General features: G+C 45.4%; 10 protein-coding genes. 3 read left to right on the top strand and 7 right to left on the bottom strand.

What is annotated here, in order from left to right; all coding sequences use genetic code 11:
- Positions 1-111: 111 nt before the first annotated feature.
- Positions 112-726: an OmpA family protein gene (locus R7E78_RS03180; protein ID WP_171345211.1), complete on the bottom strand. Its 615-nt coding sequence runs from the start codon at positions 724-726 to the stop codon at positions 112-114.
- A gap of 2 nt (positions 727-728) precedes the next feature.
- Entirely contained in the window at positions 729-2,042 is a 1,314-nt protein-coding gene (locus R7E78_RS03185) for a TolC family outer membrane protein (RefSeq protein WP_021707835.1), read from the bottom strand.
- A gap of 389 nt (positions 2,043-2,431) precedes the next feature.
- Here R7E78_RS03185 and R7E78_RS03190 point away from each other — a divergent pair, with 389 nt between their 5' ends.
- On the top strand, positions 2,432-9,964 hold the full coding sequence (locus R7E78_RS03190; RefSeq protein WP_318057631.1) for a Calx-beta domain-containing protein: 7,533 nt from the start codon (positions 2,432-2,434) through the stop codon (positions 9,962-9,964).
- Positions 9,965-10,017: 53 nt separating this feature from the next.
- Here the strand turns inward: R7E78_RS03190 and R7E78_RS03195 are convergent, their stop codons facing one another.
- Both R7E78_RS03195 and R7E78_RS03200 read right to left on the bottom strand, forming a co-directional pair.
- The gene (locus R7E78_RS03195; protein ID WP_047102342.1) at positions 10,018-11,211 is read right to left on the bottom strand and encodes a class I SAM-dependent methyltransferase; all 1,194 of its coding nucleotides are present in this window, start codon (positions 11,209-11,211) and stop codon (positions 10,018-10,020) included.
- A gap of 160 nt (positions 11,212-11,371) precedes the next feature.
- Positions 11,372-12,775: a methyl-accepting chemotaxis protein gene (locus tag R7E78_RS03200; RefSeq protein WP_318057632.1), complete on the bottom strand. Its 1,404-nt coding sequence runs from the start codon at positions 12,773-12,775 to the stop codon at positions 11,372-11,374.
- A gap of 90 nt (positions 12,776-12,865) precedes the next feature.
- On the opposite strand from R7E78_RS03200, the gene yccX reads away from it, so the two are divergent.
- Positions 12,866-13,138, top strand: coding sequence for an acylphosphatase (yccX, locus tag R7E78_RS03205; protein ID WP_017634611.1), 273 nt, complete (start codon positions 12,866-12,868; stop codon positions 13,136-13,138).
- A gap of 2 nt (positions 13,139-13,140) precedes the next feature.
- On the opposite strand, the gene R7E78_RS03210 is transcribed toward yccX, so the two are convergent.
- Entirely contained in the window at positions 13,141-13,470 is a 330-nt protein-coding gene (locus tag R7E78_RS03210) for a TusE/DsrC/DsvC family sulfur relay protein (protein WP_005377396.1), read from the bottom strand.
- 408 nt (positions 13,471-13,878) lie between these two features.
- Between R7E78_RS03210 and R7E78_RS03215 the strand changes: the two genes are divergently transcribed.
- A complete protein-coding gene (locus R7E78_RS03215; protein ID WP_005377398.1) occupies positions 13,879-14,253 on the top strand; it encodes a chromosome partitioning protein ParB in 375 nt (124 codons plus the stop codon).
- A gap of 76 nt (positions 14,254-14,329) precedes the next feature.
- Here the strand turns inward: R7E78_RS03215 and R7E78_RS03220 are convergent, their stop codons facing one another.
- Together R7E78_RS03220 and R7E78_RS03225 are read right to left on the bottom strand one after the other, a co-directional pair.
- Positions 14,330-14,992, bottom strand: a complete 663-nt coding sequence (locus tag R7E78_RS03220) for a Bax inhibitor-1/YccA family protein (protein ID WP_025766607.1) — start codon at positions 14,990-14,992, stop codon at positions 14,330-14,332.
- A gap of 177 nt (positions 14,993-15,169) precedes the next feature.
- Positions 15,170-15,919 (bottom strand): amino acid ABC transporter ATP-binding protein, encoded by a 750-nt coding sequence (locus tag R7E78_RS03225; RefSeq protein ID WP_005377400.1) that lies wholly within the window; start codon positions 15,917-15,919, stop codon positions 15,170-15,172.
- Between the last annotated feature and the right edge of the window lie 18 nt (positions 15,920-15,937).

Below are 15,937 nucleotides of genomic sequence, written 5' to 3' on the forward strand. Positions count from 1 at the left end.
AGCAGCAGCAATTGGCGCTGGACTAAACAAAGGCCCCCTTTTAGGGGGCTCACACAAAGCCACCTTCTTTAGAAGGTCGTAATTTACTTTTACGGTCTGTTTATTGTTGTGCTAGCTTTTTGGAAGTGTTGTGAAAACGGTCCATTCTTTCTTCACTTCACCCCTGTGGCCAATCACTGTTGCGGTTACTCGACGGTTCAATGCGTGACTAACTTGGTCTGTACCTTGTGTCGCAAGTACTGTGTCTCCATAGCCGACAATGGTAACTCTATCTCCACTAATGCCGTTCTTCATGAGCTCTTTTCTAACGTTTTCAGCGCGGCGCTTAGATAAGTCAAGATTATGTTCTGCAGTACCAGTGCGACTAGCATAACCTTGAATCTCTATAGACGTGTTCGGGTACTCTTTCAAAAATTCGGATAGTTCAAGAATTTGTTGCGTAAAGATAGGGTTGATCACATCGGAATCGTTCGCAAATAGTACTCGAATTTGCATTTCTTGTGAGGAGTCAACGTACGAACCACAACCGTCGTTGTCTATTTCGGCACCCAAAGGTGTACCCGGGCACAAATCTCGTTCGTTAATGACTCCGTCAGAGTCATCATCTATATGATCAGCCCACTGATCGGCAATTGGGGTATCTATGTAATCATATTCATCACCACGATCTGATGAACTGCATGCGGAGAGCATTAATGAGAGTGTAATAAAAGCTATGTGTTTCATAATTAATACTCCACTTCTTCTAGCCATTCTTTAGGCATTTCAACCCTTAATGCACTCAACAGTTGCCCAGTTGCGTTCATCACTCGATATTTGGCGTACTGCTCTGCGTATTTAGAATCTAAGTAGTCTTTACGCGCCTCAAAGAGCTCGTTTTCAGTGTTCAATAGATCAAGCAGTGTTCGTTTACCGATGCGATATTGCTTCTCGTAAGCAATTACGGTCTCAGACGCAGAGTCAACATGATCTGATAGAAACTCTTTTTGTTGCAATGTTAAATCAAGCGCACTCCAAGAAAGCCTTAATCCTTCTTCAACATTGCGATAGGCACCTTCACGCAAGTCTTTTGCTTTATTTAGCTGGTAGGCAAAGTTTTCTGAGTTCGCTGCATCACTGCCACCATTGAATAGGTTGTAGCGTAGACGCAGCATGGCAAGTGTCTCATCACTTCGACCTTTTAAACCATCAGCGTCGTCACGCCATGTTTGCGAAGCTTCAATGGAAATGGTTGGGTAATTAACACCTTTAGACTGTTTGTATTGAAACTTAGCCGAGTCTACGTCTGCGAGCGCCACTTGAATAACGGGATGAAGTTCAAATGCCAAGCCTACCGCTTCATCAACCGTGTACGGGATAAAGTTTTGGTCCGCTCTCGGAAAGATTAACCCTTGTGGTGTTTGACCGACTAAACGAGTGAACATCGTGTGAGAGTCATACAGGTTATTTTGAGCAGCAGCTAAGTTTCCGTGTGCTTTTGCCAAACGTGCTTCTACCTGAGTCAAGTCAGCAGTAGAGCCGATACCCGAGTTGACTCGTTTTTTAATGTCATCGTAAATATCTTTATGAACAGCAAGGTTGTTTTCTGAAAGCTTTAGGACTTCATACGCTTTAACAGCGTCCAAGTACACTTTAGTCACTTCAAGTGCCTTATCTGAAGCATCTGCTAAGAGTTGAAATCTAACAGATTCAGCATCAGCTGCGGTTCGATCAATATCATTTAACGTAGCGCTACCATCCCATATTAGTTGGGTCAGTGTCACTGAAGCTTCCTTTCGAGTGTAATCCGTGTCTCCTCGACCAACTTCATCTGACGGGTCTAATCCCTCGTATCCAATTCCAGCATCTAGATCAACAGAGGGGAGGTAAGCACCTGATGAAGCTTCATTTATGTACTTCTGGCTCATAAACTCGTTAAATGCACTTTTAATATCGGGGTTATTTTGTAGCGTCTGTGCAACCGCTTGCTCTAGAGTTTGACCGAAAACTGGTGAAGACACTATTAAGCAACAGCAGGCTATATGTACTCGATTCCATCTCACGTTAGTTCTCCTAAAATCATGTCGCTCTTATTCTGTTTTATATTTGAGACGAGAAGTTACAAACAATGAATTTTCTTAGTGCGTATTATCAACTTGTTGATGTTTAAATGTTTAATTCAATAAAAAACAACAATCTTACTCTCTAAACTCTAGCATACGAGGCAAAGCTTGCTTGGTAAGTGGTCGATTTTTTCGTAGAAAACCTTTTTATCTTAAGAGCATAGCGGAAACTGGTTTAAATGAAGGCAAATTCTTCGGTTATTTTCCTTATTACTCTCAAAAAACTAAATCCTCTTGGAATAAAACGAAAAATTCATATTTTGTCTAAACTATAGACGTGTTTAGTGCAGTAACAAGCCTTTAATTAAACTAATACAAGGATGAAGAGCATGGATCGAGTAGCGTTAAGTTCATTGATGAGCAATGTCGTGGTTATAGGGCTTGATGGGAACCTGAGAAGTCTTGAAAGTGGTCAGCTACCTCAGCCTGGTGAATTAATTATTGAGGAAGTTTCTGATACATCAGAATTAATTGTACAACAGGTAACACCGCAAGGTAGTTCAATTAACGTTACTGATGATGTCACTGCGCTAATCGAGGCTATCGCTAGTGGAGAAGACCCGGCTGCTCTTGGTGAGGATTTTGAGCCAGCTGCAGGTGAGGAAAGTGGTTCTAGCCCCCAAAATACTGGTGCAATAGATCGTACTGGTGCTGAATTGTTGGCTAGTACGAATTTTGAGACCGTCGGTATTGATGGAATCGGACTATCTACAACTCAAGCACTATCTTTGTTGGATCTTTTCAGAGTAATTAATGGCCCTGTACCACCGACTATCTTAGTTCAAGAAATATCTAGTCCGACTATCAACGAAGGTGACCAAGTTGTATTCGATATTACTCTAAGTCAAACAACTGAAGACAACACTGATGTCATTCTTTCTCTCCTTGATGGAACCGCAACAGGCGGCTCAGCTGACGAGAACGGGAGTGACTACGTCAATGAGCGTGTCCTCATAACATTTTCTGATGGTACAACAGAAGAAGTTTCAGTCGGTGAAAGCGGAACCTTTACCATTTCGATCCCACCGGGTGAAAGTGACTTTACGGTCTCTATAGACTCTATTGACGACTCTGTATTTGAAGGCCCAGAAACGTTTACGCTCTCTGGCACGACAGAAGAACAAAGCACACCTGTTACTGGGACTGCCACTATTTTAGATGATGGTAGTGGACCTGGCTCAAATCCTGATGATGATCGCCCAGCGGTAACGATGAGTGATGCAGGTACGGTTAATGAGGGTGAGACAGCGAACTTCAAAGTGACGCTGTCGAATGCCTCCGAGTCCACTGTTCAAGTCGAGCTAGGCCTGAACTTAGGTGACACCGAAGCCGGTGACTTAGGTACCTTGGAATACAACACGGGAAGTGGTTGGGTGACAGTGCCAAACGATGGCGTGGTGACCGTGCCAGCAGGGCAAACTGAGTTTGATGTGCGCATCGCTTCTATTGATGACGCTGTTTATGAAGGCCCTGAAGATTTCAGTGTGACGGTGACTGGCATTGGCGCAGTGCAAGGCAGCGATACGGGTACGGCGACGATAGTGGATGACGGCACGGGTCCGGGCCCCGATCCAGATGATGACCGTCCAAGCGTGACTATTTCAGATGCTGGCACCATTAATGAGGGTGACACAGCGAACTTCAAAGTGACGCTATCGAACGCGTCTGAAGCGGAAACGCAAGTAGAGTTGGGTCTTAATCTCGGCGATACCGAAGCCGGTGACTTAGGCACCTTAGAATACAACACGGGAAGTGGTTGGTTTGCAGTGCCAAACGATGGCGTAGTAACGGTGCCAGCAGGGCAAACTGAGTTTGATGTGCGCATCGCTTCTGTTGATGACGCCGTTTACGAAGGCCCTGAAGATTTCAGTGTGACAGTAACCGGCATTGGCGCAGTACAAGGCAGCGATACGGGGACGGCGACGATCGTGGACGATGGCACTGGGCCAGGCCCCGATCCGGATGATGACCGCCCGAATGTGACTATTTCAGATGCTGGCACCATCAATGAGGGTGAGACAGCCAACTTCAAAGTGACGTTGTCGAATGCCTCCGAGTCCACTGTTCAAGTCGAGCTAGGCCTGAACTTGGGCGATACCGAAGCCGGTGACTTAGGTACCTTGGAATACAACACAGGCTCCGGTTGGGTTGCAGTGCCAAACGATGGCGTAGTAACGGTGCCAGCGGGGCAAACCGAGTTTGATGTGCGTATTGCTTCCATTGATGATGCTGTTTATGAAGGTCCAGAAGATTTCAGCGTGACGGTGACTGGCATTGGGGCGGTGCAAGGCAGCGATACGGGTACGGCAACGATAGTGGATGATGGTACGGGGCCGGGTCCCGATCCGGATGATGACCGTCCAAGCGTGACTATTTCAGACGCTGGCACCATCAATGAGGGGGATACAGCCAACTTCAAAGTGACGTTGTCGAACGCCTCTGAGTCCACTGTTCAAGTCGAGCTAGGCCTGAACTTAGGTGACACCGAAGTTGGAGACTTAGGCACCTTAGAATACAACACAGGCTCCGGTTGGGTTGCAGTGCCAAACGATGGCGTGGTAACGGTGCCAGCAGGGCAAACTGAGTTTGATGTGCGCATCGCTTCCATTGATGACGCCGTTTATGAAGGCCCAGAAGATTTCAGTGTGACGGTGACTGGCATTGGCGCAGTGCAAGGCAGCGATACGGGTACGGCAACGATAGTGGATGACGGCAGTGGCCCGGGTCCCGATCCGGATGATGACCGTCCAAGCGTGACTATTTCAGATGCTGGCACCATCAATGAGGGGGATACAGCCAACTTCAAAGTGACGCTATCGAATGCCTCCGAGTCTACAGTTCAAATCGAGCTAGGCCTCAACTTGGGTGACACCGAAGTTGGAGATTTGGGCACCCTAGAATACAACACGGGAAGTGGTTGGGTGACAGTGCCAAACGATGGCGTAGTAACGGTGCCAGCGGGGCAAACTGAGTTTGATGTGCGTATTGCTTCCATTGATGACGCGGTGTACGAAGGCCCAGAAGATTTCAGCGTGACGGTGACTGGCATTGGGGCGGTGCAAGGTAGCGATACCGGTACGGCAACGATAGTGGATGACGGCACGGGTCCAGGACCTGATCCGGATGATGACCGTCCAAGCGTAACTATTACCGATGCTGGCACCATCAATGAGGGGGATACGGCGAACTTCAAAGTAACGCTATCGAACGCGTCTGAAGCGGAAACGCAAGTAGAGTTGGGTCTTAATCTCGGCGATACCGAAGTCAGTGACTTAGGCACCTTAGAATACAACACAGGCTCCGGTTGGGTTGCAGTGCCAAACGATGGCGTGGTAACGGTGCCAGCGGGGCAAACCGAATTTGATGTGCGTATTGCTTCCATTGATGACGCGGTGTACGAAGGCCCAGAAGATTTCAGCGTGACGGTGACTGGCATTGGGGCGGTGCAAGGTAGCGATACCGGTACGGCAACGATAGTGGATGACGGCACGGGTCCAGGACCTGATCCGGATGATGACCGTCCAAGCGTAACTATTACCGATGCTGGCACCATTAATGAGGGTGATACGGCGAACTTCAAAGTGACGCTATCGAACGCGTCTGAAGCGGAAACGCAAGTAGAGTTGGGTCTTAATCTCGGCGATACCGAAGTCGGTGACTTAGGCACCTTAGAATACAACACAGGCTCCGGTTGGGTTGCAGTGCCAAACGATGGCATTGTGACCGTTTCTGCTGGGCAAACTGAGTTTGATGTGCGTATCGCTTCCATTGATGACGCCGTTTATGAAGGCCCTGAAGATTTCAGTGTGACGGTGACTGGCATTGGTGCAGTGCAAGGCAGCGATACCGGTACGGCAACGATCGTGGACGATGGCACGGGTCCGGGCCCTGATCCGGATGATGACCGTCCAAGCGTGACTATCTCAGACGCTGGCACCATCAATGAGGGGGATACAGCCAACTTCAAAGTGACGCTATCGAACGCCTCCGAGTCTACAGTACAAGTCGAGCTAGGCCTCAACTTAGGTGACACCGAAACCGGTGACTTAGGCACCCTAGAATACAACACCGGGAGCGGTTGGGTGGCAGTGCCAAACGATGGCGTGGTAACGGTGCCAGCGGGGCAAACTGAGTTTGATGTGCGTATTGCTTCCATTGATGACGCCGTTTATGAAGGTCCTGAAGATTTCAGTGTGACAGTGACTGGCATTGGTGCAGTGCAAGGCAGCGATACGGGGACAGCAACGATAGTGGATGACGGCAGTGGTCCGGGCCCTGATCCGGATGATGACCGTCCAAGCGTGACTATCTCAGACGCTGGCACCATCAATGAGGGGGATACAGCCAACTTCAAAGTGACGTTGTCGAACGCCTCTGAGTCCGCTGTTCAAGTCGAGCTAGGCCTGAACTTAGGTGACACCGAAGTTGGAGACTTAGGCACCTTAGAATACAACACAGGCTCCGGTTGGGTTGCAGTGCCAAACGATGGCGTGGTAACGGTGCCAGCAGGGCAAACTGAGTTTGATGTGCGCATCGCTTCCATTGATGACGCCGTTTATGAAGGCCCAGAAGATTTCAGTGTCACGGTGACCGGCATTGGCGCAGTACAAGGCAGCGATACCGGTACGGCAACGATTATTGATAATGATGCTCCTCCTTCTATTTCAAATGTTGTGAATGCAGTTGTTTCGGAAGAAGGTTTAGCTAATGGTATCCCTGATAATACAGGATCACCTTCAGACACCACTAACTCCGCAAGTTTCTCAGGAACATTCACAGTTGCCGATCCAGACACGGCGAATGTTTCAGTGGTATTGGCAGGCCCTAACAACCTAACATCAGGAGGGGAGCCTATATCGTGGACGTGGGACAACAGTACTCAAACGCTGACTGCGAAAACTGCTCACCTGAGCGTTGTTGCTACTGTTGTGCTGAGCGAGCCTTCAGCTTCAGGTCAAGGCTCTTGGGACTATACTATTACTCTGTTTGAGCCACTTGATCATCCTGTTAATGATGTGGAAGACATCATCAACTTTGATTTACAGATTTCTGTAAGTGATGGACAAACAACAACATCTCAAAGCTTAAATGTGGCCGTTGAAGATGATTGCCCATACGTGCCTGTTGTTGTTCAACCCGTCGATGTGTCGCTTACTGGTGCACCTAACGTTCTGACAGGGCGCATAGATTTTGCAGGAAGTGAGGCAGACGCAACCAGTCGAACATTTGGGGATGTTGTTGTGACTGCAAACGGTTATGTGTCTGACGAATCTGTGATGCTGGGAACAGCTGAAATCAATCAATCATCAGAAGGGATTGGCGTTAAAAGTTCTGGTAACAACGGTTTCCAATTAGAAAACGAAGTCGATTATCGATTCGCGGGTAATGAGGGTGTATCAGAGCAGTTAATCATAGACTTAGGCAATAAAGTTGCTTACGGAGCAGAAATAGAATTTGAGAAAATGTTTGGTGGTGAACTTGAGAAAGGAATCGCATCTTTTTATAGAGATGGTGTATTAATTGCTCAGCAATCGTTCAGCTCTGACGCAAGCAGTGGTGATTACGCGGCAAATTTCAATGTTCAACAGGGAGGCTTTGATAAAATCATCCTCGAGGCGACCAGTAATGGCAATGGCCCGGATACTGAAGACAACAGTGACTTTACCGTTAAATCAATAACCTTTACAGGTGCGTACTCTGGCGTGCCAATTGCTAGTGCGGATGGGAACCTCGGTGCTGTATATGGAGCTGATGGCCCTGGTTCTATAGTCTTAAATGGAGGTGAGGCTGGTTTAGAGACTCTAGATGGTAAAGACGTGTTGATATACGTCGATCCACAAAACTCTAATAGACTGATTGCAGAGGCTGATGGAGAGCTTGCATTCGAAGTTCAACTTACACCTAGCACTGGAAAATGGGAGTTCTTCCAATACTTACCTTTGACCTCACCTTATGGCGATGGGGATATCGATTTTAACTACACGATTACTGATAATGATGGAGACAGTAAAACGGGGTACTTTTCTGTCAACCCTTACGCCCCACCAATCGTAGAAGGTGTAACTCTAAACGTTTCTGAGGAAGGCTTAAGCAACGCCATTGCTGATGACTCTGCTCTAAACGGCTTTGATGACACAACTGAATCGAGTACTGATGTAGAACAATTGACGCTGGGTCAAACCGTTGATTCTGTTACGCTCAGTGAACCATCTACAGCTCTTACTAGTAACGGTATCTCTGTAACGTGGACGTTATCAAATAACGACCAAATGCTTATCGGTTCAGCGAACGGTGAAGAGGTTATCAAAATATCAGTCAATGATACTGGAGTGGTATCTACGGAGCTTCTTGGTCCGATTGATCACTCCAACCCATCTGGAGAAGACACCTTAAATATTGAGGTGCCTGTGCTTGTCTCGAATGCTCGTGGTCTTACTAACTCCACAACGGTCAACGTTATTGTGGAAGATGACTCACCAGATTCTGCATCTATTATTCACGATGTAGTTGCAGAAACTAAAGAAAGTGCCAACGTTCAGCTCATAATGGATGTCTCGGGTTCTATGCGAACGGATAATCGCTTGCAGATAATGAAAGATTCGGCAACTCAGTTATTGAATCAATATGAGTCTATCGGTCAAACGCGAGTTCAAATTATTACTTATAGCAGTACAGCATCCACTTACGCTATAGGTGCTGCGACGTGGCTGACGGTCGAGGAGGCCAAAGCGTATATTGAGACGCTAACTGCGGGTGGCGCGACTAACTATAACAACGCGCTAAATGAAGCAAAACAGTCATGGGATGATGTAGGTAAGTTAACCAGTGCGTCGAATGTTAGTTACTTCTTGTCAGATGGTCAGCCAAACCCTGCGTCATCATTTATAAACGACGCTCGCGAGCAGAGTTGGATTGATCACCTAACCGATCCTGATAATCAGATAACAGCCCTAGCGTATGGTATGGGCGTTAATCTTATGCCGGAGCAATTAGATCGCGTAGCATATGATGGCTTTTTGAATCAAGACCTTGATGGTGTTGTGGTTCCTGACGTAACTCAATTACCTCCGGTTATGTTGCAGTCAGTGATTCAACCTGTTGGGGGGAACTTGATGTATACCACTTCTCCAGATACAGGTATTGGGGCAGATGGTGGTTATATTAGCGAAATAGAACATGACGGTGTCACTTATTCGTTTGATGGTACAGACCTAATAGTAACTGACAATAACGATGGTATTTCGCATGCATTTGACGACACAACGATGCAGCTTACTATCTATATCGACAGCAAACATACTCTGGAAATCGACTTAAACGATGGTGCGTATGCATTTTATGGTGCGGTGGGTGATACAGTTGAAACGTTAGACTTCGATTATGTATTGACGGATAACGATGGTGATCAAAGTGAGAACACCCTGCAATTCGTTATTGATGAAAACGGAGGAGTAAATGCTTCAAGTAATGGCTCTGCAAATATTATTGAAGCTGAAGTGGACGTAAGTCATGACATCTTGATCGGTAATGATAACGAGGCAGATGTCTTTAAATGGGTCAACGACTCCTTGGATACAGGAACAGATCTAATTAGAGGTTTTGAGAGAGATTTGGACACCTTAGATCTGAGTGAAGTCGTTGAAGATGCAGGGCACAATACGATAGAAGAACTTCTCAATAGTATTGACTTGAACATTGATGGCGATGACTTATCTCTAGAAATAACCCATAACGATGGAAACTCAATTCAAACTATCGTAATAGAAAACGGGGCGACAGAGTTTAGTGATTTAATCGTGGGAAATGCGGACTTTGAGAGAGATGTGTTATCCGCACTTACTAAGGTTAACTTAGAGCCATAATGAAAAAGGGCCAGTAGGCCCTTTTCTTCTGCTTTGTCTTACTTATTCGTAGCCTAAAGCACTTTACATGCAAAACCTTTTAAGTAGAAACCTTCTGGATATGCTGTATCGGTTGGGTGGTCAGCGGCTTGTTCAAAACGCTCCACAAACTTTACTTGGCGGTTAGCGTCTACGGCTGCATCAGCGATGATTTTCTGGAACAGAACTTGATCCATCAAGCCAGAGCACGAGTAGGTCAGTAGAGTGCCGCCCGGTTTTAGAATTTGCATTGCTAGCATGTTGATGTCTTTGTAACCACGACATGCACCGTTTAGTTGTGCTTTGCTCTCTGCGAACTTCGGTGGGTCCATAATAACCACATCGAACTGAGTTCCTTGATCACGATACTCACGAAGCAGCTTAAACACGTCTGCATTTAGGAACACGGCACGCTTCTTCGAAATATCAAAATCGTTTAGCTCTGCGTTGAATTTTGCGGTATCTAAAGCAGGTTGCGACACGTCAGCGTTAATCACACGCTTTGCATCACCTTTTAGAGCGTAAAGTCCGAAGCCACCTGTGTAAGAGAAGCAGTTAAGAACTTCTTTGCCTTTCATATATTTCATCGCTTGCTGGCGACTATCACGTTGATCTAGGTAGAAACCTGTTTTGTGTCCGCCAACGATATCTACACTAATCTTTACGCCATTTTCTTCGATGACGACCGATTTAGGTGGCTCTTCGCCGTGCAAGACGCCCGTGATCTCTTTTAAACCTTCTTTTTTACGAACGGCCACGTCAGAGCGCTCGTACACATTACAATCAGGGAAGCACTCAACCAGAGCGTCAACAATAGCCTGCTTATTGTGTTCTGCGCCAGCACTGAGAAGTTGGCACACAAAGAAATTTTGGTAACGGTCGATCGTAACGCCTGGTAAGCCGTCAGACTCTGCTGCGATAAGGCGATAACCCGTAAGGCCATCACGTTCGATAATGTCTTCACGAAGAAGTTGTGCGTCTTTAAGTCGTTTAACGAAAAACGCGGTGTCGATTTCTTCTTTATCAAAACTCCAAATACGAGCACGAATTTGCGAAGCTGGCGAATATGCCGCCTTAGCTAGCCATTTACCGTCGTGAGTGAATACATCAACCGTTTCGCCAAGAGCAGGTTCGCCCTCAACTTTGTTGATGCCTCGAGAGAAGATCCAAGGGTGCTTGCGCTTGACCGATTTCTCACGACCTTTAACCAAATAGATAGCAGCTGTCATTTCATTAGCTCTTGTTGAATTTTGAAAGGGGCGTATTGTCCGGGATGTGAATGGTAAAAGCAATATCCCTCGGCAATCCAGTACATTGTAGTGACTTTTAAATACAAAAAGGTCACTAAAGTGACCCTTTTATTTGAATTTGCTGTAACAGATTCCGTTGTTATGCTTTAAGTCCAGTAAGTAGTGCTTCCATTGTGTCGCTTTGCTTACGCAGTTGATCAACGTTTTGTGAAGTCGTGCTTATCATATTGCACACGTTATCTGCTTGAACTCGAATTTCTTCAACGCTTGAGGCGATATTGTCCGCGACTACACCTTGCTCTTCAGCTGCTGTTGCAATTTGAATGCTACTGTCGGAGATAGTTTGATTTTTATCTGCCAAAGAGCCGATTTCGTGATTCACTTCCGTCATGAGGTTTTGTCCCTCATTTGCATTATTAACTGTCACTTCCATCAGCTTAGTAAGCGACTGGCTGTTACGCTGTAACGATTCAATCATCGTTTGGATTTCAACTGTCGCTTGCTGAGTGCGTCCCGCAAGAGCGCGAACCTCATCCGCAACGACCGCAAATCCACGACCTTGTTCTCCAGCACGTGCTGCTTCAATGGCTGCGTTCAATGCAAGTAGGTTAGTTTGCTCGGAAATCCCATTAATGGTTGTCACGACTTCATCAATTTGTGCGGCATTAGCATCTAACTCCGCTACTGCTTGAGACGCAGATTGAATCTCATTAGAGAGGTTCGAAATCGAGTGAAGCGTATTCTCAACTTTCACTTGTCCAGACTGAGCCACGTTACGTGCATCATCGGTTTGCGTGCTTGAATCGTGAGCTAGTGTCGCGACTTCTCGAATCGTTGATGCCATCTGTTCAGTTGCACTCGCAAGAGAGTTGAGGTGTTCCTGCTGACTCGCTGAAATATCTGAACTGTGATGAATCGATTGATTCAGGTCTGAGCTAATTTGTTGCATTAACGCCACAGACTCTTGAATCGACAGCACCATTTGTTGCTCTCGTTCTGCAACTTTGTCTATCGTAATAGCAATTTCACTAAACTCGTCGCGAACAGGGAAGAAGTTCATTCTCGCAGTTAAGTCGCCACCAGCAAGAGTGTTTAATGCTTTGTTCATCGTGAACATCGCGCCGCCAATAAACGTCATGATGTAGTAAACACCAAGAGCGAGAATAAACAAGCTCACACAGATGATGCTCACTTGAGTCGTTGATAGGGCAGTCCATAAAGAAAGTTCATGGTTCGCAACCAAACTGTACGCACCATTTAAAACAGACACGGATTGCGGACCAGAGCCAATAGAAACGGTTTCTGAACCCGCTATGAGGCTTGCTACTTGAGATTGAGAAAGATTGCCTGCCTCTATCAGACCTTTCATAAGCATGAGCTCTTCTTGGTACATACTTGAGATCAGTGTATTAGCCGCGCTATTAAGGACGAGAGTGAGAATGACTAAAGCAAGAAGAGGGAGAACGAAGAGCAAATAGAACTTTTCTTGAATCTTTAAGTGAATGAGATACTTATCAATCCAGCGGAATGGAATTTCTTTCATAATTATAATAACCGTGCAAAAACCCACTATCCTTAGTGGGGTGAATAGACAAAAAGAATATATCACTCAGTAAAAAGAAGCGGTACAAAGATGAACGTAAAGTGTGAGAGATTTATAGTAAAAGGTCATGTTCAAGGCGTGGGCTTTCGTTACCATACTTCCCATCAAGGATTGAAGCTAGGATTAACAGGTTATGCGAAGAACCTAAACAATGGTGATGTTGAAGTGATGGCGTGTGGAACAGACGCGCAAATAGTTGCGTTTTCGGAATGGTTACAAGAAGGACCGCGAACGGCAACAGTAGAGCATGTGATGCAGGAGCCTGCGTCGTATAAGCCGTTACGCGGTTTTAAAATTTTATGAACCTACAAGCATTTAGCTGGCTTTGGTAGGCCGGCTAATTTGGTTGCTTGTTTGGCTGGCCCCTTTTTAAACAGCTTGAATAGATACTTACTATTACCTTTTTCTGGGCCGTGCGCTTTTTCCATCGCTTTCACAAGCATACGCACTGCAGGGGAGGTATTAAACTCTTCATAAAAGTCTCGCACAAAATGCACAACTTCCAAATGAGCATCCGTAAGCTCGATGTCTTCTTCTTTTGCTAAAAGCTCAATCATACCTTCTTCCCATTGAGTATGATCCAATAAGTAGCCTTGAGCATCCGTTTCAATTTCTTTGCCGTTGTAAACGAACATAACGTTTTATCCGTTAAGTAAACATGGATGTTTATAGATTAGCGACAGCCGAGAATGTTCTCAACAAAAGAATCTCGAAGTCGTATCGAGCGAATCAAAAGCGTACAAAATGGTGAGTGTTTTTGACTGAGCTAGGTACTTTGATATAAATGCTCTTTTATTCAAATAAATAGGAAACTATTCAGTTTGTTAGAAATTTTACGGGGTGAGTACCAACGAAATTGCATGGATATCCAGGCTTATTCATTTTTGTTTTGGTTTTTTCTTGGCTACTTGTCTGATTATGGGATTTTATGGGTGAATGAATAGCTGACAACGTTGTGTTTATTTTCATAGACCGATATTCTCTTTTATTGATGAAAAGCCTGTATTCAGGTTAGAAACAACAATGATGACAAGGAGTTAGTCATGTCGAAACAACGTTACATTGAGATTAATGACAATGTAAAATCCACTTGGTCCATCGAGCGTATTTGGCAACTTGCAGAATCCTTACCTGTAGAAGAAATTTCGATTGATGATATCAAAGGCCCAAATGAAGTGACTTGGTTTAGTCATGAAGGGCCACAGCCAACCTGCCGTGAAATTGCAAAACATTGCCAACGAATCAACAATGCTGATTTGTCGTATCCGGTAATCTTAACCAGTGACTATCGTGTTTTTGACGGTATGCACCGAATCGCCAAGCAAATCATGTTAGGAGAGGAAACGATCAAAGTGAGACGCTTTAGAGAAAATCCAGAAGCTGACGAAGTTATCGAGTTGTCAGTAGAGCAGGCGTAATACACTGAATTGCACACAAAGAAAAAGCCCGAAGGAATTACCTTCGGGATTTTTGATTCTACTTAACGAGAAACGATTAATCGTCGTTCATAATACCTAGAATGCTTAGTAGGCTGATGAAGATGTTGTAGATTGATACATACAAAGTTACTGTCGCAGAGATATAGTTTGTTTCACCGCCACGAATAATGCTTTGTGTTGTCATCAGGATCGCCATAGTAGAGAAAATGATAAACAAGCTGCTCAACGCCAAGTGTAAAAGGGTTGATTGAATAAAGAAGCTTGCAATCATGCCCACAACCAGCACAACAAATAGTGATAGCATTAAGCCACCCATCATCGATAGGTCACGTTTCGTTGTTAGTGCGTATGCCGATGCTGCCATGAAAGATAGTGCCGTACCACCGAGTGCGGTTAATACGATATCGCCCATGCCTGCACCGATGTACATGTTTAGAATAGGGCCAACGGTGTAACCTAAGAAGCCAGTAAATAGGAACGTAAACACAAGGCCAAGACTGTTGTTACGGTTTTTTTCTGTTAAGAATAATAGGCCGTAGAAACCAACCAGCATTAGGATGATACCTGGATGTGGAAGGTTAAATGCCATTGCAACGCCAGCAACGACTGCCGACCATAAAAGTGTCATTGAAAGTAGAGCGTAAGTATTACGCAATACTTTGTTCGTTTGTAGAGCACTTTCTTGAGTTGAAGTGCGGGTAAACATTGGACTGTTCATAATCTTCCTCGATAAGAGACTTTCTTTTAAGTACATTTATGGGATTGAAAGTTCAAAAAATCAAGCCCTAACCATACGTAACTTAGATAAAATAATAATAGAAATAAGATGTTATGTATTTGGCAACTTGTAACACAATATTACTGCCTAGCATAGCTATGTCGATTCGGCTAAATCTTAGTGGTGTAAGATTTGCGCTAGGAAGTTTTGGGTCCTATCCGATTGAGGATTCTCAAAGAAGTCGACCGGGTTGTTTTCTTCGATGATCTCTCCTGCGTCCATGAATATCACGCGATCGGCAACCTCTTTAGCAAAGCCCATTTCATGTGTCACACATAGCATAGTCATGCCTTCCTCGGCGAGTTCGACCATTACATCCAGTACTTCGCGAACCATTTCCGGGTCGAGTGCAGATGTTGGCTCATCAAAAAGCATGACTTTAGGGTTCATACACAAAGAGCGAGCAATCGCCACACGTTGTTGCTGGCCACCAGACAGCTGACCGGGATACTTCTCCGCTTGGTCTGGAATTTTTACACGTTCCAGATATTTCATCGCAACCGCTTCTGCCTCATCTTTTGGCATCTTCTTCACCCAGATAGGCGCGAGCGTACAGTTTTCCAGTACGGTTAAATGAGGGAAGAGATTAAAGTGTTGAAAGCACATGCCCACTTCTCGGCGTACTGCTTCAATGTTCTTTAAGTCTTCAGTTAATTCCGTACCAGAGACGTAAATGCTGCCTGCTTGGTGCTCTTCAAGGCGGTTAATACAGCGAATCATCGTTGATTTTCCCGACCCAGATGGGCCACAGATAACGATTTTCTCGCCGCGCTTAACGTCGAGGTTAATATTTTTTAGTACGTGAAACTCACCATACCATTTATTCATGTCCTTCAATTGGATCATGTAATCTTGTTGTTGCGTCATAATATGTCCTTGATCTTG

Source organism: Vibrio sp. YT-19(2023), assembly GCF_033337395.1.

Bases quoted from the DNA above. Each gene is read 5' to 3' on its own strand.
- R7E78_RS03195 (WP_047102342.1), bottom strand. From the start codon at position 11,211: ATGACAGCTGCTATCTATTTGGTTAAAGGTCGTGAGAAATCGGTCAAG.
- R7E78_RS03200 (WP_318057632.1), bottom strand. From the start codon at position 12,775: ATGAAAGAAATTCCATTCCGCTGGATTGATAAGTATCTCATTCACTTA.
- R7E78_RS03210 (WP_005377396.1), bottom strand. From the start codon at position 13,470: ATGTTCGTTTACAACGGCAAAGAAATTGAAACGGATGCTCAAGGCTAC.
- R7E78_RS03220 (WP_025766607.1), bottom strand. From the start codon at position 14,992: ATGAACAGTCCAATGTTTACCCGCACTTCAACTCAAGAAAGTGCTCTA.
- R7E78_RS03190 (WP_318057631.1), top strand. From the start codon at position 2,432: ATGGATCGAGTAGCGTTAAGTTCATTGATGAGCAATGTCGTGGTTATA.
- R7E78_RS03180 (WP_171345211.1), bottom strand. From the start codon at position 726: ATGAAACACATAGCTTTTATTACACTCTCATTAATGCTCTCCGCATGC.
- R7E78_RS03215 (WP_005377398.1), top strand. From the start codon at position 13,879: ATGTCGAAACAACGTTACATTGAGATTAATGACAATGTAAAATCCACT.
- R7E78_RS03225 (WP_005377400.1), bottom strand. From the start codon at position 15,919: ATGACGCAACAACAAGATTACATGATCCAATTGAAGGACATGAATAAA.
- yccX (WP_017634611.1), top strand. From the start codon at position 12,866: ATGAACGTAAAGTGTGAGAGATTTATAGTAAAAGGTCATGTTCAAGGC.